General features: G+C 72.5%; 21 protein-coding genes, 1 tRNA gene and 1 pseudogene. 14 read left to right on the plus strand and 9 right to left on the minus strand.

The window, feature by feature from the left end; translation table 11 throughout:
* Window positions 1-113: 113 nt before the first annotated feature.
* Window positions 114-1,229: an ABC transporter ATP-binding protein gene (locus AC3ET4_RS15820; protein ID WP_431949680.1), complete on the minus strand. Its 1,116-nt coding sequence runs from the start codon at window positions 1,227-1,229 to the stop codon at window positions 114-116.
* A gap of 223 nt (window positions 1,230-1,452) precedes the next feature.
* Between AC3ET4_RS15820 and AC3ET4_RS15825 the strand changes: the two genes are divergently transcribed.
* The 3 genes from AC3ET4_RS15825 (at window position 1,453) to AC3ET4_RS15835 (ending at window position 4,366) form a co-directional block, all read left to right on the plus strand.
* Window positions 1,453-1,528: transfer RNA gene (locus AC3ET4_RS15825), tRNA-Thr, on the plus strand.
* A 685-nt stretch (window positions 1,529-2,213) separates the two neighbouring features.
* Window positions 2,214-2,957 (plus strand): DUF1963 domain-containing protein, encoded by a 744-nt coding sequence (locus AC3ET4_RS15830; RefSeq protein WP_431949682.1) that lies wholly within the window; start codon window positions 2,214-2,216, stop codon window positions 2,955-2,957.
* A gap of 206 nt (window positions 2,958-3,163) precedes the next feature.
* A complete protein-coding gene (locus AC3ET4_RS15835) occupies window positions 3,164-4,366 on the plus strand; it encodes an ATP-grasp domain-containing protein (RefSeq protein WP_431949684.1) in 1,203 nt (400 codons plus the stop codon).
* A 162-nt stretch (window positions 4,367-4,528) separates the two neighbouring features.
* On the opposite strand, the gene AC3ET4_RS15840 is transcribed toward AC3ET4_RS15835, so the two are convergent.
* From AC3ET4_RS15840 to AC3ET4_RS15850, 3 genes and pseudogenes are all read right to left on the minus strand, one after another.
* Complete coding sequence (locus AC3ET4_RS15840) at window positions 4,529-7,978, minus strand: phosphodiester glycosidase family protein (RefSeq protein ID WP_431949686.1); 3,450 nt, start codon at window positions 7,976-7,978, stop codon at window positions 4,529-4,531.
* A gap of 257 nt (window positions 7,979-8,235) precedes the next feature.
* A pseudogene (locus AC3ET4_RS15845) lies at window positions 8,236-8,832 on the minus strand (hypothetical protein); the annotation flags it as partial.
* Between the two features lie 139 nt (window positions 8,833-8,971).
* Window positions 8,972-9,328, minus strand: a complete 357-nt coding sequence (locus AC3ET4_RS15850) for a winged helix-turn-helix transcriptional regulator (RefSeq protein ID WP_431949688.1) — start codon at window positions 9,326-9,328, stop codon at window positions 8,972-8,974.
* Window positions 9,329-9,392: 64 nt separating this feature from the next.
* Here AC3ET4_RS15850 and AC3ET4_RS15855 point away from each other — a divergent pair, with 64 nt between their 5' ends.
* Together AC3ET4_RS15855 and AC3ET4_RS15860 are read left to right on the plus strand one after the other, a co-directional pair.
* Window positions 9,393-10,280, plus strand: a complete 888-nt coding sequence (locus AC3ET4_RS15855) for an LLM class flavin-dependent oxidoreductase (RefSeq protein ID WP_431949690.1) — start codon at window positions 9,393-9,395, stop codon at window positions 10,278-10,280.
* On the plus strand, window positions 10,277-11,617 hold the full coding sequence (locus AC3ET4_RS15860; RefSeq protein WP_431949692.1) for an FAD-binding oxidoreductase: 1,341 nt from the start codon (window positions 10,277-10,279) through the stop codon (window positions 11,615-11,617). The genes AC3ET4_RS15855 and AC3ET4_RS15860 overlap by 4 nt, the downstream gene beginning before the upstream one ends.
* A gap of 282 nt (window positions 11,618-11,899) precedes the next feature.
* Here AC3ET4_RS15860 and AC3ET4_RS15865 read toward each other — a convergent pair whose 3' ends face one another.
* The 3 genes from AC3ET4_RS15865 to AC3ET4_RS15875 all read right to left on the minus strand — a co-directional run bounded on the left by AC3ET4_RS15865 (window position 11,900) and on the right by AC3ET4_RS15875 (window position 13,995).
* Window positions 11,900-12,301: an SHOCT domain-containing protein gene (locus AC3ET4_RS15865; protein WP_431949694.1), complete on the minus strand. Its 402-nt coding sequence runs from the start codon at window positions 12,299-12,301 to the stop codon at window positions 11,900-11,902.
* A 55-nt stretch (window positions 12,302-12,356) separates the two neighbouring features.
* Window positions 12,357-12,851 (minus strand): hypothetical protein, encoded by a 495-nt coding sequence (locus tag AC3ET4_RS15870; RefSeq protein WP_431949696.1) that lies wholly within the window; start codon window positions 12,849-12,851, stop codon window positions 12,357-12,359.
* A gap of 568 nt (window positions 12,852-13,419) precedes the next feature.
* Window positions 13,420-13,995: a TerD family protein gene (locus AC3ET4_RS15875; protein WP_431949698.1), complete on the minus strand. Its 576-nt coding sequence runs from the start codon at window positions 13,993-13,995 to the stop codon at window positions 13,420-13,422.
* A gap of 168 nt (window positions 13,996-14,163) precedes the next feature.
* On the opposite strand from AC3ET4_RS15875, the gene arfB reads away from it, so the two are divergent.
* On the plus strand, window positions 14,164-14,598 hold the full coding sequence (arfB, locus tag AC3ET4_RS15880) for an alternative ribosome rescue aminoacyl-tRNA hydrolase ArfB (protein ID WP_431949700.1): 435 nt from the start codon (window positions 14,164-14,166) through the stop codon (window positions 14,596-14,598).
* A 55-nt stretch (window positions 14,599-14,653) separates the two neighbouring features.
* Here the strand turns inward: arfB and AC3ET4_RS15885 are convergent, their stop codons facing one another.
* Entirely contained in the window at window positions 14,654-15,223 is a 570-nt protein-coding gene (locus tag AC3ET4_RS15885) for a flavin reductase family protein (protein ID WP_488175941.1), read from the minus strand.
* Window positions 15,224-15,564: 341 nt separating this feature from the next.
* Here AC3ET4_RS15885 and cdgB point away from each other — a divergent pair, with 341 nt between their 5' ends.
* The 3 genes from cdgB (at window position 15,565) to AC3ET4_RS15900 (ending at window position 19,280) form a co-directional block, all read left to right on the plus strand.
* On the plus strand, window positions 15,565-17,214 hold the full coding sequence (gene cdgB, locus AC3ET4_RS15890; RefSeq protein ID WP_431949702.1) for a diguanylate cyclase CdgB: 1,650 nt from the start codon (window positions 15,565-15,567) through the stop codon (window positions 17,212-17,214).
* 134 nt (window positions 17,215-17,348) lie between these two features.
* A complete protein-coding gene (locus AC3ET4_RS15895) occupies window positions 17,349-18,545 on the plus strand; it encodes a sensor histidine kinase (protein ID WP_431949704.1) in 1,197 nt (398 codons plus the stop codon).
* 39 nt (window positions 18,546-18,584) lie between these two features.
* Window positions 18,585-19,280 (plus strand): response regulator, encoded by a 696-nt coding sequence (locus AC3ET4_RS15900; protein WP_431949706.1) that lies wholly within the window; start codon window positions 18,585-18,587, stop codon window positions 19,278-19,280.
* A 120-nt stretch (window positions 19,281-19,400) separates the two neighbouring features.
* On the opposite strand, the gene AC3ET4_RS15905 is transcribed toward AC3ET4_RS15900, so the two are convergent.
* A complete protein-coding gene (locus AC3ET4_RS15905; RefSeq protein WP_431949708.1) occupies window positions 19,401-20,522 on the minus strand; it encodes a threonine aldolase family protein in 1,122 nt (373 codons plus the stop codon).
* A 102-nt stretch (window positions 20,523-20,624) separates the two neighbouring features.
* On the opposite strand from AC3ET4_RS15905, the gene AC3ET4_RS15910 reads away from it, so the two are divergent.
* Genes AC3ET4_RS15910 through AC3ET4_RS15930 form a run of 5 tightly spaced genes read left to right on the plus strand, consistent with a single transcriptional unit; the run spans window position 20,625 to window position 25,942 of the window.
* Window positions 20,625-21,560 carry a Rossmann-like and DUF2520 domain-containing protein gene (locus AC3ET4_RS15910; protein WP_431949710.1) on the plus strand — a complete coding sequence of 312 codons (936 nt, stop codon included), beginning with the start codon at window positions 20,625-20,627 and terminating at the stop codon, window positions 21,558-21,560.
* Window positions 21,557-22,411: a pantoate--beta-alanine ligase gene (gene panC, locus AC3ET4_RS15915; RefSeq protein WP_431949712.1), complete on the plus strand. Its 855-nt coding sequence runs from the start codon at window positions 21,557-21,559 to the stop codon at window positions 22,409-22,411. Before AC3ET4_RS15910 ends, panC begins: the two co-directional genes overlap by 4 nt.
* The gene (locus tag AC3ET4_RS15920; protein WP_431949714.1) at window positions 22,408-24,138 is read left to right on the plus strand and encodes an L-aspartate oxidase; all 1,731 of its coding nucleotides are present in this window, start codon (window positions 22,408-22,410) and stop codon (window positions 24,136-24,138) included. Before panC ends, AC3ET4_RS15920 begins: the two co-directional genes overlap by 4 nt.
* The gene (gene nadC, locus AC3ET4_RS15925) at window positions 24,135-25,145 is read left to right on the plus strand and encodes a carboxylating nicotinate-nucleotide diphosphorylase (protein WP_431949716.1); all 1,011 of its coding nucleotides are present in this window, start codon (window positions 24,135-24,137) and stop codon (window positions 25,143-25,145) included. The genes AC3ET4_RS15920 and nadC overlap by 4 nt, the downstream gene beginning before the upstream one ends.
* Window positions 25,145-25,942, plus strand: a complete 798-nt coding sequence (locus AC3ET4_RS15930) for a type III pantothenate kinase (protein ID WP_431949718.1) — start codon at window positions 25,145-25,147, stop codon at window positions 25,940-25,942. The genes nadC and AC3ET4_RS15930 overlap by 1 nt, the downstream gene beginning before the upstream one ends.
* Window positions 25,943-25,949 lie beyond the last annotated feature (7 nt).

Here is a 25,949-nt window from a genome sequence, read left to right on the forward strand (position 1 = left end):
CCCCCCCCCCCCCCCCCCCCCCCCCCCCCCCCCCCCCCACTTGGGTCCTCAGCGGTGGGGCGGCCGGGCGGTCGATGCTCGGGCGCCCGGCCGCTCAGTCGGCTGCTGCGCGCTCAGTCGCTCAGCCGCTCGCCGGTGGAGGTGGAGAAGACGTGCGTCTCGCCCGCGCGCGGCACGACGTGCAGCACGGAGCCCTTCTCCGGCACCTGGCGGCCGCCGACGCGGATGACCAGGTCCTTGTGCTCGCCGCCGACCTGGGCCGAGCCGTAGACGAAGCCGTCCGCGCCCAGCTCCTCGACGACGTTCACCGTCACGGCCAGACCGGCCGGCTCGTCCTTCGACAGCGCGCCCTCGGCGCTGACGATGTCGAAGTGCTCCGGGCGGACGCCGACGGTGACCGTGCGGTCGCCCTTGTCCGCCGCGGCCTGCACCGCGTCGCGCTCGACCGGGACCACGGCGCTGCCGAACTTCACGCCGCCGTCGGTGATCGGCACCTCGACCAGGTTCATCGCCGGAGAGCCGATGAAGCCCGCGACGAAGAGGTTGGCCGGCCTGTCGTACATGTTGCGCGGGGAGTCGACCTGCTGCAGCAGACCGTCCTTGAGGACCGCCACGCGGTCGCCCATGGTCATGGCCTCGGTCTGGTCGTGGGTGACGTAGACCGTGGTGACGCCGAGGCGGCGCTGCAGCGAGGCGATCTGGGTACGGGTCTGGACACGGAGCTTGGCGTCCAGGTTGGACAGCGGCTCGTCCATGAGGAAGACCTGCGGCTCACGGACGATCGCGCGGCCCATCGCCACACGCTGGCGCTGACCACCGGAGAGCGCCTTCGGCTTGCGGCTCAGGTACTCGGTCAGGTCCAGGATCTTGGCGGCTTCCTCGACCCGCTTGCGGATCTCGGCCTTGTTGACGCCCGCGATCTTCAGGGCGAAGCCCATGTTGTCCGCGACGGTCATGTGCGGGTAGAGCGCGTAGTTCTGGAACACCATGGCGATGTCCCGGTCCTTGGGCGGCAGGTGGGTGACGTCGCGGTCACCGATCCGGATGGCGCCGGCGTTGACGTCCTCCAGGCCGGCCAGCATGCGCAGCGAGGTCGACTTGCCGCAGCCGGAGGGGCCGACGAGGACGAGGAACTCGCCGTCCGCGATGTCGATCTGCAGGGCGTCGACGGCGGGGCGCTCGGACCCGGGGTATATCCGGGTCGCCTTGTCGAACGTGACAGTGGCCATGGTGCACTGGTCCCTTCACCGGCAGGAACGTGCCGGACGATCCGAGTAAAGGAGAAAAGGTCTAGTCCACGGGACGCGGACCTTCCGTGACGTTACCTGGCCCGCCCCGCTTTGTCAGCACCCTCCCGGCCCTCACATCACGGACCCCTCCCCCTCCCCGCCTGGGTACACTTCTCATGGCCCCACCCGCTAGCCGGACACCCCGGAGCGGGGACGGTGCCGTGCCGCCTTAGCTCAGCTGGTAGAGCACCGCTCTTGTAAAGCGAAGGTCGTCGGTTCGAACCCGACAGGCGGCTCCAGTTGGGAGCAGCGACGACGCCCCGGACCGTGATCGGTCCGGGGCGTTCGACGTCCACGGGTGACATCACCGGGGGCGGTCACTCACGGTCGAGGCGGCGCCTCAGCAGACGGTCCATGTGGCTGTTGGCCTCACGCTGTGTGTCCGATGTCACGTGCGTGGAGATGTCCATCGTGATGCTGACCCTGCTGTGGCTCAGGCGCCGGCGGGACGGCGAATCATGTTTGTGGGTGAGCGGTGTCCGAACCTGTCGTTCCTTGGAACGCGAGATCTGACGGTCTCAGTCAAGCGCGTGGGACCTCGTGTCCAACGGACATGAGGGCTGCGCTACCCATCCCCCCAGCGGCGAGTGGCACTTCTACGTCGGGACTGATCATGCTGCCGGGGACATGCGCGACTTCGCCTTGGGCCGCGCGGCCTCCTGGAGGCGGATCCGCTGGGGTGATCCAAGGTGACCGACCGCTCGCATCCACCACGTGCTGCCCATGCCCGCCACCACTCCGATGGCGCAGCCTGGGTGGAAGGGGTTTATCTTCCCGGGCATGGATCATCAGGGGCAGTTTCATGGGGCAGCGCTTGAGTTGGGCTTCCCGGACGACGAGATCAGCAGGTTCGGCCAGCACCTTCGTCTGTCGATCGGGTTGTTCGGGGGTAGTGGTGGTCCTCCGGTCGGGTAGTTCGGTGGGTTGCCCCGGCTGCCGGTGGGCATGAAGTGGCCGTCTGCCGGGGACGTTCCGTTGCCGTTGCTCTTTTCCGTCGATTGCGGGGCGCTGCCGAGAGTCGACGGCTTCGACCTGCCGGCGGACGGGACGCTGCTCTTCTTGGTGCACCAGGAGATCGACCATGAGGACAGGTCCGGGAGGTACGCGCGAGTCGTGTACGTTCCGGACGGCACTGAAACCGCAATCGCGGAGGCCCCCGACTCCGTCTCTGTCCGCGAGCGGTTCGACGTGTGCGCCGAACTCAGAGCCGAACTGCCCCTTTGGCTCGAGGAGGGCGACGAGGGCTGGCACGAGTACTGGGAGGATCTCGATTGGGAGGACATGTCGCCCTTCCAGCAGCAGTTGGTCCGGTACATGGAGCGTGACCTGCCGCACCTGGACGAACTTCGGGCTCTGGCCTACGAGCTCTGGCCGTCTGGCGCCGGCGTCTTCATCGGCGGGTATGCCGATGATGAGGTGATCAACAGCATCGCGGAGCAGACCCTCGCGGGACGCGAGAAGGCAGGCGAAATCCCTGCCATCCCGATTGCGAAATGGTATTCCCACCTGGAGGAGGAAAAGTACCGGCTGACGAGCGAATGGATATCACTCGCGAGGGAATCCCGGGTCTACGAAGAGCACTACACGAGTTTTGTCATCCGCCACGACGACCTGGCCGCCGCTCGGGTGGACAGGGCGCTGGCCGTGACCACATTCGAGGCCCCGTGACCGGATTCGACACACCTCTACAACCGCGGGGGCTGGCGAATGCCGTTCACAGAGGTCCGGGTCTTGTGCGTAGGTGTTGTACGGGCAGTGCCGTCTCCCGACGGCATCGGTTGACGGCAACAGGCACGTAATGCCGCGACGATCGGCGGAGTCCTCGGGGTGATCTCCGCGATCGCAGCCTCACTGCAGCCAGTCTTGGGCAAGGGGTGGTACGGCTTCCTGACATCGCCAGGCGACATCACCGCGGGCGCACTTCGCCGGCCCCACCCTCCCCCCAGCGCTTCTTCGGCTACCCGCCGGCGGACGAGTCGAGGTTCAGCCATGTACTCGTCTGTGATGGTGACATCGATGTCATCGCCGGGAAGCTCGCGGCGCTGGGCCCGGTCGCCGTCCTCGCCGGTAAGGAGACCGGCGTCGAACTCGCCGACGCGCTCTCACAGATGCTCGGACTGGCGTCCAACGGCACCGCGCTCAGTGCGGCACGACGGGACAAGTACCTCCAGATCGAGCGCCTCAAGGAGTGCGGCGTCCCCGCGAGCAGCCAGATCCGGACGGGAGACGAGGACGAACTGCGGGCCTGGCACGAGGCACGTGGCGGCAGGGTGGTGATCAAACCGCTGCGCAGCCACGCGGGCGACGGCGTGTGGTTCTGCGACACGCCCGACGACTCGGCTGCCGCGCTGCGGAGCCTGCGGGCAAGGAACACCGTCATCGGTGATCCGATCACCCATGTGGTGGCGCAGGAGTACCTGGTCGGCACCGAGTACATCGTCAACACGGCCAGCTGCGAGGGTGTGCATCAGGTCACCGATGTGTGGCGGACCGAGCGCATCACCGCCAACGGAGTGCTCGACCTGGTCGTGGCGCAGGTGCTGATGCGGGCGGACGAGCAGCCCGCGGACGAACTAGTCCCCTACGCCTTCCGCACGCTCGACGCCCTCGGCATCCGCCACGGGGCCGCGCACCTGGAGATCAAGATGACGCCCGCCGGCCCGCGCCTCGTGGAGGCCGGCGCCCGAGCGTCCGGACTGCCGTACTACGTCGGGGAGGTCCTGGGCGAGGGGCAGATCGAGTGGTCGGTGGACGCCTACGTCCGGCCGGAGCGCTTCCACGAGCGGGTGGGCAGGCCGTATGTGCGGCGGCACGCCTTCGCGTGGGCGGCGCTGGTCTCCCCGGCGTCGGGCAGGCTGCTTGGCTACCGCGCCCTGGACCAGGTGCGGGCGCTGGAGAGCTTCCGCGACCTGACCATGGTCGTCAGCCCCGGTGAACGGATCGCGGCCACCACCTACGACCTGGAGTATCCCGCGACGCTCACCCTGTCCCATCCGGTGGACGCCGTCCTGCAGCGCGACCTGCACACGCTCCGGTATCTGGACGGCCCCGGCATGTACGAGATCGCCCCGCAGTAGCGGCGCCGCTCCTGCGAGCCTCTCCTCGCCGCGAGGCACGGTCCGCCGCCGACTCGGACCAGTGGGCCTCAGCGGCGGGGCGCCCGTCTATCCGCGTGGCCTCCAAGGCACGGCACATGGCTGAAGGGGTGCCCGCCCGCGAGGGCGGGCACCCCTCGCGGGTCAGCGGACGGTGACCTGCGCCGTGCCCGTGACGCCGCCGCTGGCCACCGTGATGGTCGCGGTGCCGGAGCGGTGGGCGGTCAGGGCGCCGGTGGACGGGTCCACCGAGGCGACCTTGGGGTTGCTCGAGGTCCAGACGTGGGACGCGGGGTCCGCGATCGGGATGCTGAGCGGTGCGATGTTGTCACCGGCGATCTGGTCGCCGGTCGCGGTCAGGGTGACGCGGTCGCCCCGGGCGATCGGGTCCTTGGGGGCGGTGACCTCGATCGTGGCGAGCGCGGGCTCGACGGTGAACTGGAGGTCGCCGTCGGAGCCGATCCGGATCAGCCCGAAGTGGTAGAAGCCGCCCTGGTCCGCCGGGGCGTACGCGGGCATGCCGAGGTCCGCGAAGGTGAACTGCGGGATGCCCCCCTCGGCGGTGGTGACGCTCTCGCCCTCGGGGTTGAGGATCTGCTCGGCGAAGCCGCGCGCGTGGCCGTACATCATGATCACGTGCTGCTTCGGATGCGTCTGCTGGTAGCGCTGCACCAGCCGCAGGTACATCCGCGCCTCCCAGCGGTCCGTGAACTGGCTGTTCGCGGCCGGGTGCGGGTCGTAGGCGGGCATGTGGGTGATGACCAGCACGTCCTTGGCGGTGGTGTCCGTCAACTGCTGGACCAGCCACGGGTACTGCACGCCCTCGGGGTTCTGGAACGGGTCCGAGGACTGCAGACTGCCGTGCGAGTTGTCGGTGACGATCATCCGCGCCGAGCCCTGGCTGTACGCGTAGTGCGTGTCGCCGAAGGTGTCGCTGTAGTTGCCGTTCTCGGAGTCGGCGCCCTGGGTGATCTCGTGGTTGCCGACGATGTCGCGCTCGGGGATGCCGAGGGCGTCCATCTTCGACTTCGCGTACTGCAGGTCCACGAGCTTGCCGTCGTCCGCCATGTCGCCGAGGAACTGGGCGGCGTCCGGCCGGGCCTGCGGGGTGAGGGTGGGCAGCCGCTTCGCGACGGAGTCCATCACGTTGCTGCTGACCGAGCCGGGGTCCGAGGCGAGCAGGTGCGCGTCGTCGCCGGCGAGGAGGGTGGTGCCCTTCTTGGCGAAGTCGGCGGAGTCCTCCTCGTACGACAGCCACTTCGGGTTGTCCGGGACGGCGTGGTACTCCGGCGCCACGACCGGCCGCGGCGAGTACAGCGCCTGCAGCCCGGCGACGTTGAGGGAGCCGCTGTAGGCGGTGCTCGGGCTGATCGCCAGAAAGTCGACGAAGCTGATCGTCAGCGGGAACTGCATGCCGGCGGGCAGCTGGGCGACGGCCAGGTGCCAGTCCTTCCACGTGACGTACGTCGGGTACAGCGTCGTGGACGTGCCGTTGACGCCGATGTACTTCTCGGCGAGCTCGATGCCGTTGCCGTCGCCCTTGATCCAGACCCCGATCCCGGTGGGCACCTGGCCGTTGTCCGTGTCGGTCTTCAAGGTGACGCGGGGCGACAGCACCAGCTGCTTGACGCCGGAACCGGCCGGCATCGAGTAGTCGAGCCGCAGCGATCCCGACTCTGTCGAACCAGGCGGGACGACGCCGGGGTCGGCCGTCAGAGTGGCCGGGTTTCCGGTGGTGTTGTTGCTGAGCCGCCACACGTCGAGGCTGGTCATCGGGTCGATGACCTTGCTGACGCTGCCTACGGCGATCGACGTGGTGGCGGTGGCGCCGGCGACCTTCGCGGTCACCTCTGCGAGGCCGCCGTGGTCGGCGCCGGCCGTGAACAGGCCGTGCGCGTCGACGGTGCCCAGGTCCTCCGGGGTCACCTGCCAGGTGGCCGCCTCGGCGGGGATCTGTACTTCCTCGCCGCCCTTGACGGTGCCGGAGAGGGTCAGTTGCTGGGTGGCGCCGTTGTCGAGGTCGGCCTTGTCCGGCGAGACCGTGAGGCTGTCCAGCGTGCTCACGACCCGGAGCTTCACCGAGGTCGAGGCCTTGCCGTCGGAGGCGATGATCCGGCCGGTGCCCGCGCGGTGCGGGGTGAGCCTGCCGTTCTCGTACGACGCGAGGGAGGAGGGCTCGACGCGGACGTCGATCCGGCCGGCCGCCGGGTTGGCGTACCGGTCGACGGCGTGGACCGGGAGCGGGACGGAGCCGCCGGCGACCGTGGTGACCTGCTCCCCGTCGTTCACGACGACCTCGACGGCCGGTCCGGCCTCCTTGGCGGTCGAGTAGAAGAAGATGCCGTTGGCGACCGGGCGCTCGGTGTTGCCGGGCTGGTCGGAGGGCGTGTTGACGATCTCGGCCTGGTCGGCGCCGGGGGCGCGGCTGACCATGCCGGTGGAGCCGCCGCCGTCGAAGAGCATGGCGCTGTAGGCGCCGTGGGCGGCCATGTAGCCCGCGACCTGGTCGCGGGTCATGCCGAAGGCCCTGGCCGTGCCGCCCTGGCCGTCGACGGCCACGACGATGGCGTGCTTGCCGTCCTTGGTGATGCCGACCGCGGTCTCCGGGTTGGCGCCGCTCGGCGGGGTGCCGGTCGGGTCCTTGTAGACCTTGCCGTCCTTCATCAGCGTGTCGACGCCGCTGATCAGCTGCGTGACATCGTTATCCGGCGAGAGCCGGGTGGCGATGCCCACCCGGTCGCCGCCGTGCAGGGTGTCGGCAAGCCACTGCCCGCCGGCGCCGGCGCCGAGCAGACCCAACTGGTCGGCGGAGAGCCGCGGCACGGTCGTGACCCCGGTGCGCACGTCCTCGACGACGAACCCGCCCTCGGTGACGTGGCCGAGCACCAGGGTGGAGGGCGAGGCAAGGCCGGGGGTCTCGCCGAGGTCGGGGGTGACCTCGGTGATGCCGCCGGACGCCAGGTCGTTCACGGTGTTCAGCGAGGTGAGCGCGCGGGTCGCGGAGCCGGCGGTGATCGTCCCGGAGAAGGTCTCCGGGCCCATGACCATGGTGCCGTCGGGCTTGACGCCCAGCTGGGAGGCGAAGCCGGGCTTCGGGCTCTTCAGCAGCCGGCCGTCGGTCATGATGCCGCCGAGCGGGCGACCGCTGGCGTGGATCTCGAAGTAGTCGCCGTTGACGCCGGCCACCGCGTGGGTGCGGTGGGCCATCGAGGAGGGGGTCTCGTCGGCGGGGTTGGTGAGGGTGGCGCCGGCCTCGACCATGCCGACCCGGAGGTTCGGGTCGCCGAGGTCGGCGTCGAGCACCTGGATGTGCTGCCGGCCGCCTACGGTGTCGTACGTCTCGCTGTAGTGCCGCAGGCCCTGTGTGACGGTCTCGGCCGGGGTGCGGTCGTAGTCCACCACCAGCGGCCAGTTCTGCGGCGTCTGCGGCAGCCAGTCAGGGTCGGCCGTGCGCCCGAGGGGGGCGTCGTCCCCGGTGGGGCCGGAGGCGGTGGCGGCACCGGTGACCGCACCGGTCAGTGCCAGTGCCAGCGCGGTGACCACGGCGGTCCGGCGCGTGCCGGAACCCGCGGTTCGCTTCCCGCGAAGTGTCATTGGGTCTTCCTTACGGGTGAGGGGCCGGCTGGTCGCCGGCCCGTGTCCACCCGACACCCGTCAGGCGAAGCCCGGATGACGGGTCGGGGGCCCGCGGGTGACCCAAGGGGGGTGAAGGGTTATGGATTCGGTCAAGTCGCCTCCGCCCGCCCCCCGTCTCGCTCCCCGTTCCCCGGTTCCCTCGCCCCGGCCTGGCGGCGGATCGGGGCGGTCCGCTGGTTCCCGTGGCGGCTCCGGGGACCAGGCGTGGCGTCCCGTCACCAGGGGGTGGGCCCCGGGGGCGCGACGACCGGTGGACGGTCGTCGCAGGTGATGGTGGTGGGGAGTTGCCACGCGCCCAGCCAGGTGCCCGTGGCGCCGCCGCCGTCGTTGCCGCCGGGGTCGGTCAGGGAGAACTCGGAACCTCCGGCGGGGAAGTTGAAGGACCCGCAGTTGTTGACCCCGACCGCGCCGACGTTGCGGGCGTTGCCGCTCTTCTCCGACCACATCGCCAGCCCGTCGTCGCCGGAGTTGCGGACGACGTTGTTGCGGACGAGCCAATCCGTCGCGCCGGTGTGGAAGTTGAGGCCGTCGGCGATCTGGTCGGTGATGACGCTGTTCGTGATCCGCAGATTCGACATCGGGCCGTCGAACCACATGCCCACCTTGGTGTGGTGGATGTAGAGGCCGTCGATGGTGGAGTCGCTCATCGCCCTGCCGACGCCGTTCACCTGGTCGGTGTCGATGCGTTCGCGGACGTCGCCCTCGATGGCGAAGCCCGACAGATGGACGTTCCGGCTTCCGCCGTCCGACGCGTCCTTGCCGTAGAAGCCGACGCCGGTGTGGACAGAGCCATCGGGAGCCGGAGAGCCCAGGTCGGCCGGAATCGGACATGTTCCCTCGGGTTCCGCTCCGCCCCCTCGGGGCTCCGCTTCCTCCGCCATGATCGCCGACGTGGCGTGGCCGACCCGGGAGCCGCTGACCGGTCCGGCGGGAGGGGCGGCCGCCGGTGCTTCAGGCGGGCGCCGGTCCGGGCGGGTGCCGCAGACCGTAGGCGGTGAGGGGTTCGAGGGCGGTGAGGAGTTCCCTGCCGCGGGCGGTGGGGCGGTACATGATCTGCACCGGGGTGCTGGGGACGACCTCGCGGCCGATGAAGCCGAGGTTCTCCAACTCCTTGAGGCGCTGCGAGAGCAGCCGGTCGGAGATGCCCGGCACCATACGGCGGAAGTCGGTGAAGCGGCGGGCACCGCGGGAGGCCGCCAGCAGGACGGCGCCGGTCCAGCGCCGGCCGACCTGCTCCAGTACGGCCTGGAAGGCGGCGCACGCCTCGGCGTCGATGTCGTCGGGTGCGGGGCTGTCTCCGGAAGTCACTTACCTGAGATTAGCAGCTCACCCCTGTCTTTGCCGGAGGCGTCGGGCCCCCGACGCTGAAGACATGGACACCACCGACCGTGCACAGCGGCTCCGCTTCGGGCTGAGCCTCGACCCGGACGCCGGACGGCTGCCGGAGACACTGGAGCTGGCCGCCGCCGCGGACGCCGCGGGGCTGGAGCTGCTCGCCCTGCAGGACCACCCGTACCAGCCCGGACATCTCGACGCGCTCACGCTGTCCGCCATCGTCGCGGCCCGCACCTCGCGCATCTCGGTCTTCACCGACGTCGCCGACCTCCGGCTGCGGCCCCCGGTCATGCTGGCCAAGACCGCCGCGAGCCTGGCCGCGGCCTTTGGCGGGCGGTTCCAGCTGGGCGTGGGCGGCGGTGGGATACCGGAGGCGATCGGCTCGATGGGGGCGCCGCCGATGCCGCCCCGCGAGGTGGTCGCGTACACCGAGGAGTCGTTGCGGCTGCTGCGCGCCGCCCTGGACGGCGGGCCCGTGCGGCACCGCGGCACGGTGCTGACGGTGCCCGGCTACCAGGCCGGCCCGGTGCCGCCGCGCCGGGTCGAGCTGTGGCTCGGCGGGCAGCGGCCGCGGATGCTGGCGGTGGCGGGGCGGGCGGCGGACGGCTGGATCTCGCCGCTCAACATCTATGTGCCGCCCCGGGAGGTGCCGGAGCGCCAGCGGATCGTCGACGAGGCCGCCCGAGCCGCCGGACGCGATCCGGCGGACGTCCGGCGCATCTACAACGTGATCGGGGTGATCGGCGGCTCCGGCGCCCCCGGCCTGAACGGGGACGTCGGCCGGTGGGTCGACACCCTCGCCGAGTGGGCGACCGAGCTGCGCTTCGACACCTTCGTCTTCTGGCCCGTCACCGCTCACCGGCGGCAGATGGAGGTCTTCGCCCGCGAGGTCGTGCCCGCCGTCCGCGAGCGGGTGGCCCGGTGACGCCCGGCCGCGGCGCGGCCCCGGCGGCCGCGGCCTTCGCCGTGCCCGCCGACCTGGCCGGGCACACCGTGCTCCCCGGCGACCCCCGCTACCCGCTGCTGCGCTCCACCTACACCACCGTCGCCAGCCCCGCGGCCGTGGTCCTCGTGCGCGGGCCCGGCGACATCGCGGCCGCCCTCGCGGCGGCACGGGCGCAGGGCCTGCCCGTCTCCGTGCGCTCCGGCGGCCACGGGCTGTCCGGCCGGTCCTCCAACGACGGTGGCGTGGTCGTCGACCTCTCCGGGATCGACGAGGTCCGGGTGCTCGACCGCGAGACCCGCCTGGTGCGGATCGGGGCGGGCGCCCGCTGGGGCCGGGTGGCCGCCGCGCTCGCGGCGCACGGGCTGGCCGTCAGCTCGGGCGACCACGGCAACGTCGCGGCCGGCGGCCTCGCCACCGCGGGCGGCATCGGCTGGCTCGCCCGCACGTACGGCCTCACCGTCGACCGGGTCCGCGCCGTCGAGCTCGTCCTGGCCGACGGGACCGCCCTGCGCGCCGACGCCGCGCGGCACCCCGACCTGTTCTGGGCGGTGCGCGGGGCGGGCGCGGGGGTGGGGATCGTGACCGCCTTCGAGATCGAGGCCATGGAACTGGGAGAGATCGGCGTGGCCCAGCTGGTCTTCGAGGCCGATCGGGCGGGGGGCGCCCTCGCCCAGTGGGCGTCCGCGATGGCCGCCGCGCCGCGCACCCTCACCTCCGCCGCCCACCTCCTTGCCAACGGGCCGGCCCTGGCGCTCTCGGTCACCGTCGCCGCGGCCGACGACGATCCGGGCCGCGTCCGCGAGGCCCTCGGCCCCCTGCTGTCCGGGCCGCACCGCCCGCTGCAGGCGACGGCGCAGTTCGTTCCGTACACCGCGCTGGTCTCCACCGCCCACCAGCACGCGAACACCGGTCAGCAGCCGGTGGTGAGCACCAATTCGCTGCTGCCCGCGATGCCCCGGGACGCGGCACGCGCCGTCATGGCGGCCGCCGTCGACCGGCGGCGGCCCGCCTTCGTCCAGCTGCGCTCGCTCGGGGGCGCGATCGACGACCTTGCGGCCGACGCCACCGCCTACGCCCACCGCGGCGCGCAGGTCCTGGCGCAGGGCAACCTCTTCCCTCCGCACGGAGAGGACGACCTGCACCGCCTGTGGGCGCCGGTCCGCGAGCTCGGCACCGGCGGTTATGTGAACTTCGACAGCGGCACCGGCCCCGGCGTCTTCGACCGCGCCTACCCCGGCGCCACCGGCGTGCGGGTGCGCGAGCTGTGGCGGCGCCACGACCCGGAGGGCGTGCTGCGCCCGCTCAGCCTCCACTGACCGGGCCGGGGCCGGCCGGGGCCGGGCAGGGGCCGGTCCGGTGCCGGGGCCGGGTTCCAGGGCCGCGGTTCTCTCGTAGCTCAGGTTGCCGGCCGGGCCGAACACGTGGAGACGGATGGCGTGCGGTGCCTCCCCCTGGACACGGAACGGTGGGCGGTCGGATGATCCGCACCGCCCACCGTTCAACCTCGAGCGTGATTGAGGTCAAGCGGTCGCACCGGTCGAGCAGGTCGCGTACGCCGGACAGGTCGCGCAGGTCGCGCAGGTCACGCGGTCACGCGGTCACGCGAGGAGCTTCATCTTCGCCCTGGTGTACTCCTCCTCGGTGATGTGGCCCTGGCTCTTGAGCTCGGCCAGCTTGGCCAGCTGGTCGACGTTGCCGCCCGCGGCCCCGCCGTCACCCGAGGCGGCCTCCCGCACGTACTGCCGGAAGGCCGCGTCCATCTCCTTGGCCTGCTTGCGGTCCCGCTCGGCCATCCCCTTGCCCCTGGCGATGACGTAGACGAGCACGCCGATGAAGGGGAGGAAGATCAGCAGGATGATCCAGCCGGCCTTGGCCCAGCCGCCCACCTCGTGGTCGCGGAAGAGGTCGCCGATGATCCGGAAGAGCAGGAAGAACCACAGCACCCAGCAGAAGATCAGGAGCATCGTCCAGAACAGGTTCAGCAGAGGGTAGTCGTCCATGCCCCAAGGGGACGGCGGGCGAGCGTCTCCCGCATGCCGGATAGCGCCATTCGGGTTACGGGCGGGGGAAACGCGCCGCCAATTCCCAGATCACGGGGTTGGCGTCCAGGCCGTCGTGCATGTCGGTCAGGTCGGCGATCAGGTCGTGCAGGAAGTCGCGGGCCTCGCGGCGCAGCTCGGCGTGGGCGAAGGAGAGGGGACGCTCGTCCGGCGCCCAGTCCGCGACGACGTCGACGAAGCCGAAGCGGCGCTGGAAGCGCAGCCGGTCGGTGGACTCGGTGAAGTCCAGCTCGGCGTACTGGGGGCGGGCGGCGCGGCTGCCGAGCGGATCGCGGTCCAGCAGCTCGACGATGTCGCACAGGGCCCACGCGAAGTCGAGTACCGGAACCCATCCCCAGGCTGTGGACAGTTCGCGGTCGGCCGTCACGTCCGCCAGGTAGACGTCCCCGCAGAACAGGTCGTGGCGCAGCGTCCGCACGTCGGCGGTGCGGTAGTCGGTCTGCGGGGGGTCGGGGAAGCGGCGGGACAGCGAGTAGCCGAGGTCGATCACCCGCCGATGGTACGGGCCCCGGCGGCAGGTCCTTGTGATGACGGGGCTGGGGCGGCCCGTCTGCCGGTCCTCGCGATGGCCGCTCACGCGACGGGCCGGCGTCCGCCGGAAAGCCGGCGCGCCGGTTCCGTCGAGCACCGCCACGCGCACGCCGTCCGTCCCCGCGCGCTCAGCCGCCGCTCGCTCGGCCCGGCGAGTCCGCGTACCGGGCCCCGAGCGGTGCCGCCGCCGTGCACCACCGGCAGGCCGATGAAGGGGTACGGGTCGAGCGGGAGCGGTGCTCGGCCTGGGTGACGGCGATGCGGCCGCGCCCCGTCGGCTCGGGTCCCGGGCGAGCAGCACGTCCATGGCGGGGTGTGCGAGTCCGGCGTCGACGCTGCTCGCGACCTGCTCCGCGGAGGCCGGGTCGGAGTCGTACAGCTGCGTCAGGCGGCCAGGACGCCGGGAGGGAGGGAGCCGCCCACCGGCGCGAGGGGTTCGAGCACCGGTGCCCCGCACGCCGGTCGCGTGCGGGGCATGGGCGCCCTCTTGAGCGGGGCTCGTCAGGCGGGCCCGGGCCCGTTCGGCGTCAGATGCCGACGCCGAAGTCGGTGGCGATGCCGGCGAGGCCCGAGGCGTAGCCCTGGCCGACCGCGCGGAACTTCCACTCGGCGCCGTTGCGGTAGAGCTCGCCGAAGACCATGGCGGTCTCGGTGGCGGCGTCCTCGCTGAGGTCGTAGCGGGCGAGCTCTGCGCCGCCGGCCTGGTTGACGATGCGGATGTAGGCGTTGCGGACCTGCCCGAAGTTCTGGCTGCGGGTCTCGGCGTCGTAGATGGAGACGGGGAAGACGATGCGCTCGACGTCGGCCGGCAGGCCCGCCAGGTTGACGTTGATCGCCTCGTCGTCGCCCGCGCCCTCGCCGGTGCGGTTGTCGCCGGTGTGGACGATGCTCTGGTCCGGCGTCTGCTTGTTGTTGAAGAAGACGAAGTAGGCGTCCGCGTAGACCTTGCCGCTCGGGTTGAGCGCGATGGCGCTGGCGTCGAGGTCGAAGTCGGTGCCGGTGGTGGTGCGGACGTCCCAGCCCAGGCCCACCGTGACGGCCGTCAGGCCCGGTGCTTCCTTGGTGAGCGAGACGTTGCCGCCCTTCGACAGGCTTACAGCCATGGGGGTCCCCTCCGTGATGTCGGTCAATCGTGCCGACGACGACGCTACCTTCCAACGGGAGAACGTCGTGAGAGGCCGGCATGGTTCCTTTGCGGCGAAAACCGTCTCCGCGGCCATGTCCCGGAAAATCCCGTGACTCCGGTGGACGGCGGGGGGATCATGGGACGCATGTCAGGGCCGCCCCCACTCGTCGTCCGCGGCTCGGTCTGCCTGCCGGAGACCGAGCTGATGTGGCGTTTCTCCCGGTCGTCCGGACCGGGCGGCCAGCATGTGAACACCTCCGACAGCCAGGTCGAGCTGCGCTTCGATCTCGCCAATTCCGACGCGCTGCCCCCGGTGTGGAAGCAGCGCGCCCTCGAGCGGCTCGCCTCCCGCCTGGTGGGCGGCGTCCTGGTGGTACGGGCCTCCGAGCACCGCTCGCAGTGGCGCAACCGGGAGGCGGCGATGACCCGCCTGGCCGCGCTGCTCGCCGAGGCCACGGCGCCGCCGCCCAAGGCGCGCCGGCCCACGAAGATCCCGCGCGGCATCAACGAACGGCGGCTCAGGGAGAAGAAGCGCCGCGGCGACACCAAGCGCGGCCGTGATCCGCGGGGCTGGTCCTGAGCCGGCGCGGCGTCGTCCAGGCCGCAGCGAAGGCCCCGGCCCCCGCGGCAGGGTCTCAGCCGAGGTGCCGGTAGCGGCCCCGGAAGTACAGCAGGGGCGCCCCGTCGGCGCTGGGCGTGCGCGCGGTCAGCACGCGGGCGATCACCAGGGTGTGGTCCCCGGCCGGGACGCGCTGCTCGGTCTCGCACTCGAGCACGGCCAGGCCGCCGCCGAGGATCGGCGCGCCCGAGGCCTCGCCGCGGTAGTAGGCCACGTCCTCGAAGAGGAGCCGGTCGCTGACACGGCCGCGCATGGCGAAGCGCCCGGCGATGTGCCGCTGGCTCTCGCTCAGCACGGACACCGCCCAGCGCCGCCGGCGCTCCAGCAGTTCGTCCATGCGCGACCCCTCGCGCAGGCTCACCATCACCAGCGGCGGCTCCAGGGAGACCGAGACGAACGCGGTCGCGGTCATGCCGACGTCCTCCCCTCGCGGGCCGTCCTCGGGGTCGTGGGCCGTCACCAGGACGACCCCCGAGGCAAGGCGGCTCATGGCGGCGCGGAAGGCATCGCCGTCCACACCGGACGAAGTTGGCTCGGAACCGTCGGGCACGGTCCCAGGATGCGGGATGCGGGGCGCGGAGGTGATTGACTGTGACACGCCCCGACGCTAACCGGACTGCCGCACCACCCGCATCGGACTTCGGATCGAGCCAGGTCCTAGGACTCCCCGTCCGCTCCCGCCTCCGGGCGCACCACCCCCCCCGCTCACCTGCTCGATTGTGTTCAAAGGGTGAAGGGATCGAGGCGGCCTGACCCCGCTGTGTGATCGGAACACGACAATCAGGTGTGACTTGAGTCACAAGGGCCACGAATTGTTGACCCTGTGTACCGGGCGAACTGCTCGCTGTGATTCAGTTGCTGAGGGATTTGGACCACAACGGATCACAAGCAGTCTCAGGAGTTGTCGTCGAGGGCCCGGGAGAGCGCATGGACACCGAGTCGGAGCCGTATGTCCGCCTCGCGACCCTGCGCCAGGTGCACCAGGTGGTGGCGGAGCTCAACTGCGCGCGCAGCCTCGCCGACACCCTGCAGGCCGTGGCCGACGGCGTCGTCAAGGGCCTCGGCTTCCAGCTGGCGGTGGTCAATCTCGTCCGCCCCGACGGCGACCTGGTCGTCGCCGCCGTGTCCGGGAGCGCCGCCGCGGAAGCCCTGATGGCGGGCCGGGTCGGCTCGCGCGCCTCCTGGGAGCGCCGGCTGTCGATGGGGGAGCGGTGGGGCGCGCTGCGCTTCATACCCCACTACCAGGGCTGGGTTTTGGACGGCGACGACGTCCCGTGCTGGCCCGGCGACGGTCCCCCGCCCCGCTTCCCCGACGAGTGGCACCCCGAGGACCGCCTCCTCGCCCCGATGTACACCAACCCGGCCGGCGGCGGCGAGCTGCTCGGCGTGATCTCCGTCGACCGCCCCGCCGGTGGCCGCCGGCCCGGCCCCTGGGGCCGCGAGGCCCTGCAGATGTACGCCTTCCAGTCGTCCATCGCCATCAGCAACGCGCGTCTGCGTGCCAATATGCAACGCGCACTGGTCCGCCTGGAACGCGAGCAGCAGGCGCTGCGGGCCAGCGAGGAGAGTTTCCGCCAGGCCTTCGAGTACGCGCCCAGCGGCATGGCCATCGCGGAGATGGGCGGCGACCAGAACGGCAAGCTGATCCGCGCCAACGACGCGCTGTGCCGGCTGCTCGGCCGCCCCGCCGCGGCACTGCGCCGGCAGTCCTTCTCCGACCTCGTCCATCCCGAGGACGTCGGCGTCATGCTGCGCACCAGCGCCGAGGGCGGCCGCGCCGAACTGCGGCTGCAGCGCCGCGACGGCAGCTACGTCTGGGTCAGCCTGCGCAATTCCGTCGTCGCCGACACCGCCGACGGCCCGCGCTATCTGCTCACCCACGTCGAGGACATCGAGGAACGCAAGGGCCGCGAACTCGCCCTCGCCCACCGCGCCAGCCACGACTCGCTCACCGGCCTGCCCAACAGCGCCGAACTGCGCGCCCGGCTGTCCGCCAGGCTGTGCGCGCGCCCGCAGGCCACGGACACCGGCGGCCACGCCGCCGCCGACGCGAGCGCCGACGAGTTCGCCTACACCCACGACTACGCCACGGTCGTGAGCGCCGCCCCGCTCCTCGGGAACTTCGACCACCACACCCACACCGTCCCGCCGTCCGACGGCCGGAACGGCGGCAAGGGCCTGGCCGTGCTCTTCTGCGACCTGGACGGTTTCAAGTCGATCAACGACCGCTTCGGCCACCACACCGGCGACGCCGTGCTCATCGAGGTCGCCCGGCGTCTCACCGGGGCGGTACGGGACGGCGACACGGTGGCCCGCCTCGGCGGCGACGAGTTCGTCGTCCTCGCCGACGGCCTGGGCCGCGAGGACGCCGAGGACCTCGCCGTCCGCCTGCGCAACGCGATCATCCCGCCGATCCGCTTCGAGGGCCGCGCGCTCCGCGTCGGCGCCAGCTTCGGCATCGGCTGGGCCGGCTGCGGCATGACCGCGGACGAGGTGCTGCAATCCGCGGACCAGCGCATGTACATGGAGAAGCGCGCCCGCGGCGGCGCGCGGGGTCACCGCCGCGCCGCCGGCTGACCCTCCCGGCGGGCGTACCGCGTACGGCGTGGCGCCCGCCGTACGACAAAGGGCGCGCCTCCACCTTGGGGAGTACCCGGGATCGCTCCTCCGGTTGACTCCCGCACGCATCGCGGATGCCTACGCTGGGTGACGTGCAGCGTCTCTACGACTTCCTCCGCAGGCACCCGACCTGGGTCGACAGCTTCTGGGCTCTCGTCCTGCTCGGGATCTCCGCCCTGTGGGTCGTCGTCGACGCCGTGCACACGCATCACCTACGGGTCGCCGCCGTGCCGCTGGTGCTCGCGCTGTGCGTCGTGGCCGCGCTGCGCCGCCGCATGCCGGAGAAGATGCTGCTGCTCGCGGTGCTTGCCGGGGTGATCCAAATGGTGCTGGACGTGCCGATCAACCCGGGCGACTTCGCCATGCTGCTGATCGTCTACACCGTCGCGGCCAACGGCGCCCGCTGGGCGTCCAGGCTCGCCCTCGCCGGGGGCCTGCTCGCCTCTCCCCTCTCCACCCTGCGCTGGCCCGACGAGAGCCAGGGCCGCTTCGCCGACGCCGTGGCGACGGTCTTCCTCGCCATCCCCTTCCTGCTGGCCTGGGTGATCGGCGACAGCCTCCGCACGCGCCGCGCGTACTACGCCGAACTGGAGGAACGCGCCGCCCGCCTGCAGCGCGAACGCGAGGCGCAGTCCAGGGCCGCCGTCGCCGCCGAGCGGGCCCGGATCGCCCGCGAACTGCACGACGTCGTCGCCCACAACGTCTCGGTCATGGTCGTCCAGGCCGACGGCGCCGCCTATGTGCTGGACGCCTCCCCCGAGCAGGCCAAGCAGGCCCTTGAGACCATCTCCACCACCGGACGCCAGGCCCTGACCGAGATGCGCCGACTGCTCGGAGTGCTGCGGGCCGGCGACGGCGACGGCGGCGAGTACGTGCCGCAGCCCGGCGTCGACCAGCTGACCGACCTGATAGAGCAGGTCCGGGGCGCCGGGCTGCCGGTCGCCTTCGAGGTCGAGGGGGAGTCCCGGCCGCTGGCCAGCGGCGTCGAGCTCACCGCCTACCGCATCGTGCAGGAGGCGCTCACCAACACCCGCAAGCACGGCGGCCCCGAGGCATGCGCCAAAGTCCGGCTCACCTTCGGCGACAGCGACCTCAGCCTGCTCATCGAGGACGACGGCCGCGGCGCCCAGCAGGAGCTCTACGAAGGCGGCGGCGAGGACGGCCAGGGCCAGGGGCTCATCGGCATGCGCGAACGCGTCGGCATGGTCAGCGGCACCCTGGACGCCGGGCCGCGCCCCGGCGGAGGCTTCCGCATCAGCGCGGTGCTCCCGGTGAAGGCCGCGGGCTAGCGGGACACGGACGGCAGACAGAGAGAAGAGGACCGGACCATGGCGATCCGCGTGATGCTCGTCGACGACCAGGTGCTGCTGCGCACCGGCTTCCGCATGGTGCTGCAGGCCCAGCCCGACATGGAGGTCGTCGCCGAGGCCGGGGACGGCGCGGAGGCCGTCGCGACCCTGCGCACCACCGCGGTGGACGTGGTCCTCATGGACGTCCGCATGCCCCGCCTGGACGGAGTCGAGGCCACCCGCCTGATCTGCGGTGCCCCCGACCGCACCCCCGACGACGGCGGGCCCCGCGTCCTCATCCTGACCACCTTCGACCTCGACGAGTACGCCTTCTCCGCCCTCAAGGCCGGCGCGAGCGGCTTCATGCTCAAGGACGTCCCGCCGGACGAACTCCTCGCGGCGATCCGTGCCGTCCACAGCGGCGACGCCGTCGTCGCCCCCAGCACCACGCGGCGCCTGCTCGACCGCTTCACCCCGCTGCTGCCGAGCACGAACCGGGCGACGCACAAGGAGCTGGACCGGCTGACCGACCGCGAGCGCGAGGTGCTGCTGCTGGTCGCCCAGGGACTGTCGAACGGGGAGATCGCGGGGAAGCTGGTGCTCAGCGAGGCGACGGTGAAGACGCACGTCGGACGCATCCTCACGAAGTTGGGTCTGCGGGACCGGGTGCAGGCTGTCGTCCTCGCGTACGAATCGGGCCTCGTCCGTGCGGGGAGCGGCGGGGCCGCCCGGTAGGGGGTCGTGCGCGTGCGGGTCGTGTGTGGTGGCGGTGGGGCTTTTTCGCCGCCACCCACACAGTGCGCACCCCGCACCCCGCGCCCTCCCGCACCCGGCGAGGGCCCCGCAAGCGCGGCGTCACGCCCCCGCGAGGAACCGCGCGAACTCGTCCACCGCTTCGCGCACCGCCGCCGCGTCCCACTCGAGCGCGGAGGCCCCGACCGTGACCTCCGTCATCGCGACCCCCGGCACCTCCGCCCCCGACCAGCGCCCGAAGAGTGCCGTCCTGGTCTCCTCGGCCTGTCGCACCGTGGCCTCGTCGAGGACCTCCGGGGACTCCGCGAGCCACACCTGGAACTGGTGCGTGTGCGGTGTCTCCGGGTGGACCCGGACCCAGCCCAGCCGCTCCGCGAGCGCGTCGCGCAGGGTCGCCGCCACGTCCTTCGCGTGGGCCACGTACTCCGGCAGGCGGGGCAGTTCGCGGTCGAGTCCGTCGAGCGCGGCCAGCACCGCGGGCCACTGCTGGAAGGCCAGCCCGCCGTAGCGGTGCCGCCAGGTGCGCGCCTCGGCGGCGAGGTCGGCCGGGCCCGCCAGCGCGGCGCCGGAGACGCCGCCGAGGGACTTGTAGAAGGAGACGTACACACTGTCGGCGAGGCCCGCGATCTCGTCCAGGGGGCGGCCGAAATGCGGCGGGCACTCCCACAGGCGGGCGCCGTCGAAGTGGACGACGGCGTCGCGCTCGCGCGCCGCGGCCACGGTGGCGGTGAGCTCGTCCCAGGTGGGGAGGACGAAGCCGGCCTCGCGGAGCGGCAGCTCGAGCATGAGCGTGCCGAAGGGCTCGTCCATGCCGCGCACCTCGTCCGCGTCCGGGAGCCGGCGGGCCGTGGTGGGGTGGACGGTCCGCAGCCCGCCCAGCGCGGACAGCGCGCCGCGCTCGTGCACCTCGGGGTGGGCCAGCGGGTGCAGCGCCACGACCGGGTTGCCGGTGCGGCCCGCCCAGCAGCGCAGGGCGACCTGCTGGGCCATCGTCCCGGTGGGGAACCAGACGGCCTCCTCCATGCCCAGCAGCCCGGCCACCCGGCGCTCCAGCACGGAGACGATCCCGTCGCCGTACATGTCCACGGGGCCGTCCAGCTCCTCCCGCTCGGCCAGCGCGGCCAGGCGTTCGCGGATCGTGGCGGGTTTCCCGTGGGAGAGCACGCGGTCGCAGGAGCGTATGGCGGCGATGCGCCGCGCCTTCTCGTCGTCAGCAGAAGTCATGGACCGATCCTGCCGCCTCGAAAGGCGGCGGGAAACATTCGCGTAGCATTGACGAGAACGTCCGGTACCCCCGTGAGGACTGGAACGGAAGGCCAGCGCAGCGTGAACGCATCGCACACCCCGGGGCCCCTGCCCCCCGACGTGGAGGCCCGCCCCGCGCGGCTCACGGTCGGCGTCGTCGGCGCGGGGCGGGTCGGTCCCGCGCTCGCGGCCGCGCTGAGGCTGGCCGGGCATCACCCGGTCGCGGCGTCGGGTGTGTCCGACGCCTCACGGCGCCGCGCGGCCGCCCTGCTGCCCGACGTCCCGCTCGTGGAGCCGGCCGAGGTGCTGGCGCGCTCCGAGCTCGTCCTGCTGACCGTGCCGGACGACGCGCTGCCGGGCCTGGTGGCCGGCCTCGCCGAGACCGGGGCCGTGCGGCCGGGCCAACTGCTGGTGCACACCTCGGGCCGGTACGGCGCCGGCGTGCTGGAGCCGGCGCTGCGCGTGGGCGCCCTGCCGCTGGCCCTGCACCCCGCGATGACCTTCACCGGCACCTCCGTCGACGTGCAGCGGCTGGCCGGCTGCTCCTTCGGCGTCACGGCCCCCGCGGAGCTGCGCATGGCGGCGGAGGCCCTCGTGATCGAGATGGGCGGCGAGCCCGAGTGGATCGAGGAGTCGGCGCGCCCGCTGTACCACGCGGGCCTGGCGATCGGCGCGAACCACCTGGTGACCCTGGTCGCCCAGTCCATGGAGCTGCTGCGGGCCTCCGGCGTCGCCGAGCCCGGCCGCATGCTGGGCCCCCTGCTCGGCGCGGCCCTGGACAACGCCCTGCGCTCCGGTGACGCGGCCCTGACCGGTCCGGTCGCCCGCGGCGACGCGGGCACGGTCGCGGCGCACCTGGCGGAGCTGCGCCGGCACGCCCCGGAGATGGTGCCCCCGTACGTCGCGATGGCCCGCGCCACGGCGGACCGCGCGCTGGCGGGCGGAATGCTGAAGGCGGAGTTCGCGGAGGCGCTGCTGGGCGTTCTGGCGGACGGCGGCGAGGGGGGAGCACGATGACGAGGCTGGTGCACACCGCTCGGGAGCTGCGGGAGGCCGTCGAGGGCCGGCCCGGCGAGGTCGGCGTCGTCATGACGATGGGCGCGCTGCACGAGGGTCACGCCACGCTGGTGCGGACGGCCCGTGGGCGGGTGGGGGATTGCACGGTCGTCGCCACCGTGTTCGTCAATCCCCTGCAGTTCGGCCCGAACGAGGACTTCGACCGCTACCCGCGCACCCTCGAGGCCGACGTCGAGATCGCCGGGCGGGCCGGCGCCGACATCGTCTTCGCGCCCTCCGTCGAGGAGGTCTACCCCGGCGGGCAGCCGCTGGTGCGGATCAGCGCCGGGCCGATGGGAGAAGGCTACGAAGGCGCCTCCCGCCCCGGCCACTTCGACGGCATGCTGACCGTCGTCGCCAAGCTGCTCCACCTGACCCGGCCGGACGTCGCCTTCTACGGCCAGAAGGACGCCCAGCAACTGGCCCTCATCCGCCGCATGGTGACGGACCTGGACTTCCCGGTCGAGATCGTCGGCGTGCCCACCGTCCGCGAGCCGGACGGCTTGGCCATGTCCAGCCGCAACCGCTACCTCTCCGCCGGCGACCGGGAGACCGCCCTCGCGCTCTCCCGCGCCCTGTTCGCCGGGCGCGACGCGCTGGACGGCGGGCCGGACGCCGTGCGGACGGCGGCGCGGACCGTGCTGGAGAAGGAGGACGGCCTGGCGGTGGACTACCTCGCCCTGATCGACCCGGGCGACTTCACCGAGGCGGCCCCCGGCCACACCGGGCCGGCGGTACTCGCCGTCGCCGCCAGGGTCGGCACGACCCGGCTGATCGACAACATCCCCCTGGAGTTCGGAGCCCGCCGATGAGCGGCACAGGTACTGGCATACGGCTGCACGCCCCCGCGCCCGGCTGGGAGCACGAGGCGGACGTGGTGGTCGTCGGGTCCGGCGTCGCCGGGTTGACGGTCGCGTTGCGCTGCGCCGCGCAGGGCGCCAGGGTCACCGTCGTCACCAAGGCCCGGCTGGACGACGGCTCCACGCGCTGGGCGCAGGGCGGCATCGCCGCCGCCCTCGGCGAGGGCGACACCCCGGAGCAGCACCTGGACGACACCCTTGTGGCGGGTGCCGGACTCTGCGACGAGGAGGCCGTGCGCACCCTGGTCACCGAGGGCCCCGACGCCGTCCGCCGGCTGATCGCTACGGGCGCGCAGTTCGACACCAGCGAGGCGACGGGCGAGATCCTGCTGACCCGGGAGGGCGGCCACCACCGCCGCCGCATCGCCCACGCGGGTGGCGACGCGACGGGCGCGGAGATCTCCCGGGCGCTGATCGAGGCCGTGCGCGCGGCGCGGATCGAGTTCATCGAGAACGCGCTCGTGCTGGATCTGCTGACCGACGCCGAGGGCCGGGCCGCGGGCGTCACCCTGCACGTCATGGGCGAGGGCCAGCGCGACGGCGTCGGCGCCGTGCGGGCCGGGGCCGTGGTGCTGGCCACCGGCGGCATGGGGCAGGTCTTCTCGGCCACGACCAACCCGGCGGTGTCCACGGGCGACGGGGTGGCGCTGGCGCTGCGTGCCGGGGCGGAGGTCTCGGACCTGGAGTTCGTGCAGTTCCACCCGACGGTGCTCTTCCTCGGCCCGGACGCGGAGGGCCAGCAGCCGCTGGTCTCCGAGGCCGTGCGCGGGGAGGGCGCGTACCTCGTGGACGCCGACGGGGTGCGCTTCATGCAGGGGCAGCACGAGCTGGCCGAACTGGCGCCGCGCGACATCGTTGCCAAGGGCATCATGCGCCGCATGCAGGAGACCGGCGCCGAGCACATGTACCTGGACGGCAGGCACTTCGGCGCGCAGATGTGGGAGCACCGCTTCCCCACGATCCTGGCCGCGTGCCGCGCCAACGGCATCGACCCGGTCACGCAGCCCGTCCCGGTGGCCCCCGCCGCGCACTACGCATCCGGCGGGGTGCGCACCGACCTGCACGGCCGCACCACGGTGCCGGGCCTGTACGCGTGCGGCGAGGTCGCCTGCACGGGCGTGCACGGCGCCAACCGGCTGGCGTCCAACTCCCTCCTGGAGGGGCTCGTCTTCGCCGAGCGCATCGCCGCGGACATCGCCGAGCACCCCGCCGCCCCCGGCCCCGCCGTGTTCCCGGAGCCGGGCCGCTCCCCGCTGCTGCCCTCCGAGGCGCGCTTCGCGATCCAGCGGACCATGACGCGCGGCGCGGGGGTGCTGCGGAGCGAGCGGAGCCTCGAGGGCGCGGCGGAGGCACTGAGCCGGATGTACGCCGACGCCGAGGAGCTGCTCGAGCGCGACGGCAAGACGGCCGAGCCCTGCGTGGAGACCTGGGAGGCGACCAACCTGTGCCTGGTCGCCCGGGTGCTGGTCGAGGCGGCCCGCCGCCGTGAGGAGACCCGCGGCTGCCACTGGCGCGAGGACCGGCCCGAACGCGACGACGCGCACTGGCGCCGGCACATCGTCGTCCACCTGCCCTCCGGTGGTGCGGGGCTGCCCGCCGCACCCACTAGTCTCACCATCCGCACCACCCCCACAGCGGACTTCCCCACCACCCGTCCTCGAACGGAGCCCCAGCGATGAGCACGCCCGACCTCCCCCTCCTGCAGATCGGCGGCGCCGGCGGCGGTGGCTGCGGCGACGGCTGCGGCTGCGGTTCCGGCGCGGAGTACGCGCACGACCCGAACGAGTGCGGTCTCGACCCCGACCTGGCGCGGCTCCTCGTCGACGCCGGGCTGGACCCGGTCCTGGTCGAGGACGTCGCGCACCTGGCCATCGAGGAGGACCTGGACGGCGGGGTGGACGTCACCACGGTGGCCACCATCCCCGAGGACGCCACGGCCACCGGCGACTTCACCGCGCGGGAGGCCGGCGTGGTCGCCGGGCTGCGGGTCGCCGAGGCGGTCCTGTCCATCGTCTGCACCGACGAGTTCGAGGTCGAACGGCACGTCGAGGACGGCGACCGGGTCGAGGCCGGGCAGGTGCTGCTCACGGTGCGCACCCGTACGAGGGACCTGCTGACCGCGGAGCGCAGCGCGCTCAACCTGCTGTGCCGGCTGTCCGGGATCGCCACCGCCACGCGCCGCTGGGCCGACGCGCTGGAGGGCACCAAGGCGAAGGTCCGCGACACCCGCAAGACGACTCCGGGCCTGCGGGCGCTGGAGAAGTACGCGGTCCGCTGCGGCGGCGGCGTCAACCACCGCATGTCGCTGTCGGACGCCGCTCTGGTGAAGGACAACCACGTGGTCGCCGCGGGCGGCGTGGCGGCCGCCTTCAAGGCCGTCCGCGACGAGTTCCCCGATCTGGCGATCGAGGTCGAGGTCGACACCCTGCAGCAGGTCGGCGAGGTCCTGGAGGCGGGCGCCGACCTGATCCTGCTGGACAACTTCACCCCCGCCGAGACGGAGAAGGCGGTAGCCCTCGTCGCGGGCCGCGCCCTGCTGGAGTCCTCCGGCCGGCTCACCCTGGACAACGCCGGCGCCTACGCGGCGACCGGCGTGGACTTCCTGGCCGTGGGCGCCCTGACGCACTCCTCGCCGATCCTCGACATCGGACTGGACCTGCGGTCCGAGGGGCCGGAGCGGGACTGATGCTGCTCACCATCGACGTCGGCAACACCCACACCGTTCTCGGGCTGTTCGACGGGGAGGAGATCGTCGAGCACTGGCGGGTCTCGACCGACCCGCGCCGCACCGCGGACGAGATGGCCGTCCTCATGCAGGGCCTGATGGGCATGCATCCGCTGCTCGGCGTGGAACTGGGCGACAACATCCACGGCATCGCCATCTGCTCGACCGTCCCCTCCGTGCTGCACGAGCTGCGCGAGGTGACGCGCCGTTACTACGGCGACGTGCCCGCGGTGCTGGTGGAGCCCGGCGTGAAGACCGGTGTCCCGGTGCTGACCGACAACCCCAAGGAGGTCGGCTCCGACCGGATCATCAACTCCTTGGCCGCCGTGCACCTGTACGGCGGGCCGTGCATCGTGGTCGACTTCGGCACGGCCACCACCTTCGACGCGGTCACGGCGCGCGGCGAGTACGCGGGAGGCGCCATCGCCCCCGGCATCGAGATCTCGGTGGACGCCCTGGGCGCCCGCGGGGCCCAGCTGCGCAAGGTGGAGCTGACCCGCCCGCGCAGCGTCATCGGCAAGAACACCATCGAGGCCATGCAGTCCGGCATCCTGTACGGCTTCGCCGGCCAGGTCGACGGTGTGGCCGAGCGGATGGCACGGGAGCTCGCCGACGACCCGGACGACGTCACGGTCATCGCCACCGGCGGCCTGGCGCCGCTGGTGCTGGGGGAGTCGGCCGTGATCGACGCCCACGAGCCCTGGCTGACCCTGATAGGCCTCCGGCTGGTCTACGAGCGGAACGTCTCGACGTCCTGACACCCCG

The sequence above is a fragment of the Actinacidiphila sp. bgisy167 genome, assembly GCF_057707665.1.

Coding starts and splice junctions, on each gene's coding strand:
- AC3ET4_RS15820 (WP_431949680.1), bottom strand. CDS start 1,229: ATGGCCACTGTCACGTTCGACAAGGCGACCCGGATATACCCCGGGTCC.
- AC3ET4_RS15840 (WP_431949686.1), bottom strand. CDS start 7,978: ATGACACTTCGCGGGAAGCGAACCGCGGGTTCCGGCACGCGCCGGACC.
- AC3ET4_RS15855 (WP_431949690.1), top strand. CDS start 9,393: ATGGACACCACCGACCGTGCACAGCGGCTCCGCTTCGGGCTGAGCCTC.
- AC3ET4_RS15865 (WP_431949694.1), bottom strand. CDS start 12,301: ATGGACGACTACCCTCTGCTGAACCTGTTCTGGACGATGCTCCTGATC.
- AC3ET4_RS15875 (WP_431949698.1), bottom strand. CDS start 13,995: ATGGCTGTAAGCCTGTCGAAGGGCGGCAACGTCTCGCTCACCAAGGAA.
- arfB (WP_431949700.1), top strand. CDS start 14,164: ATGTCAGGGCCGCCCCCACTCGTCGTCCGCGGCTCGGTCTGCCTGCCG.
- cdgB (WP_431949702.1), top strand. CDS start 15,565: ATGGACACCGAGTCGGAGCCGTATGTCCGCCTCGCGACCCTGCGCCAG.
- AC3ET4_RS15900 (WP_431949706.1), top strand. CDS start 18,585: ATGGCGATCCGCGTGATGCTCGTCGACGACCAGGTGCTGCTGCGCACC.
- AC3ET4_RS15905 (WP_431949708.1), bottom strand. CDS start 20,522: ATGACTTCTGCTGACGACGAGAAGGCGCGGCGCATCGCCGCCATACGC.
- panC (WP_431949712.1), top strand. CDS start 21,557: ATGACGAGGCTGGTGCACACCGCTCGGGAGCTGCGGGAGGCCGTCGAG.
- AC3ET4_RS15920 (WP_431949714.1), top strand. CDS start 22,408: ATGAGCGGCACAGGTACTGGCATACGGCTGCACGCCCCCGCGCCCGGC.
- nadC (WP_431949716.1), top strand. CDS start 24,135: ATGAGCACGCCCGACCTCCCCCTCCTGCAGATCGGCGGCGCCGGCGGC.
- AC3ET4_RS15930 (WP_431949718.1), top strand. CDS start 25,145: ATGCTGCTCACCATCGACGTCGGCAACACCCACACCGTTCTCGGGCTG.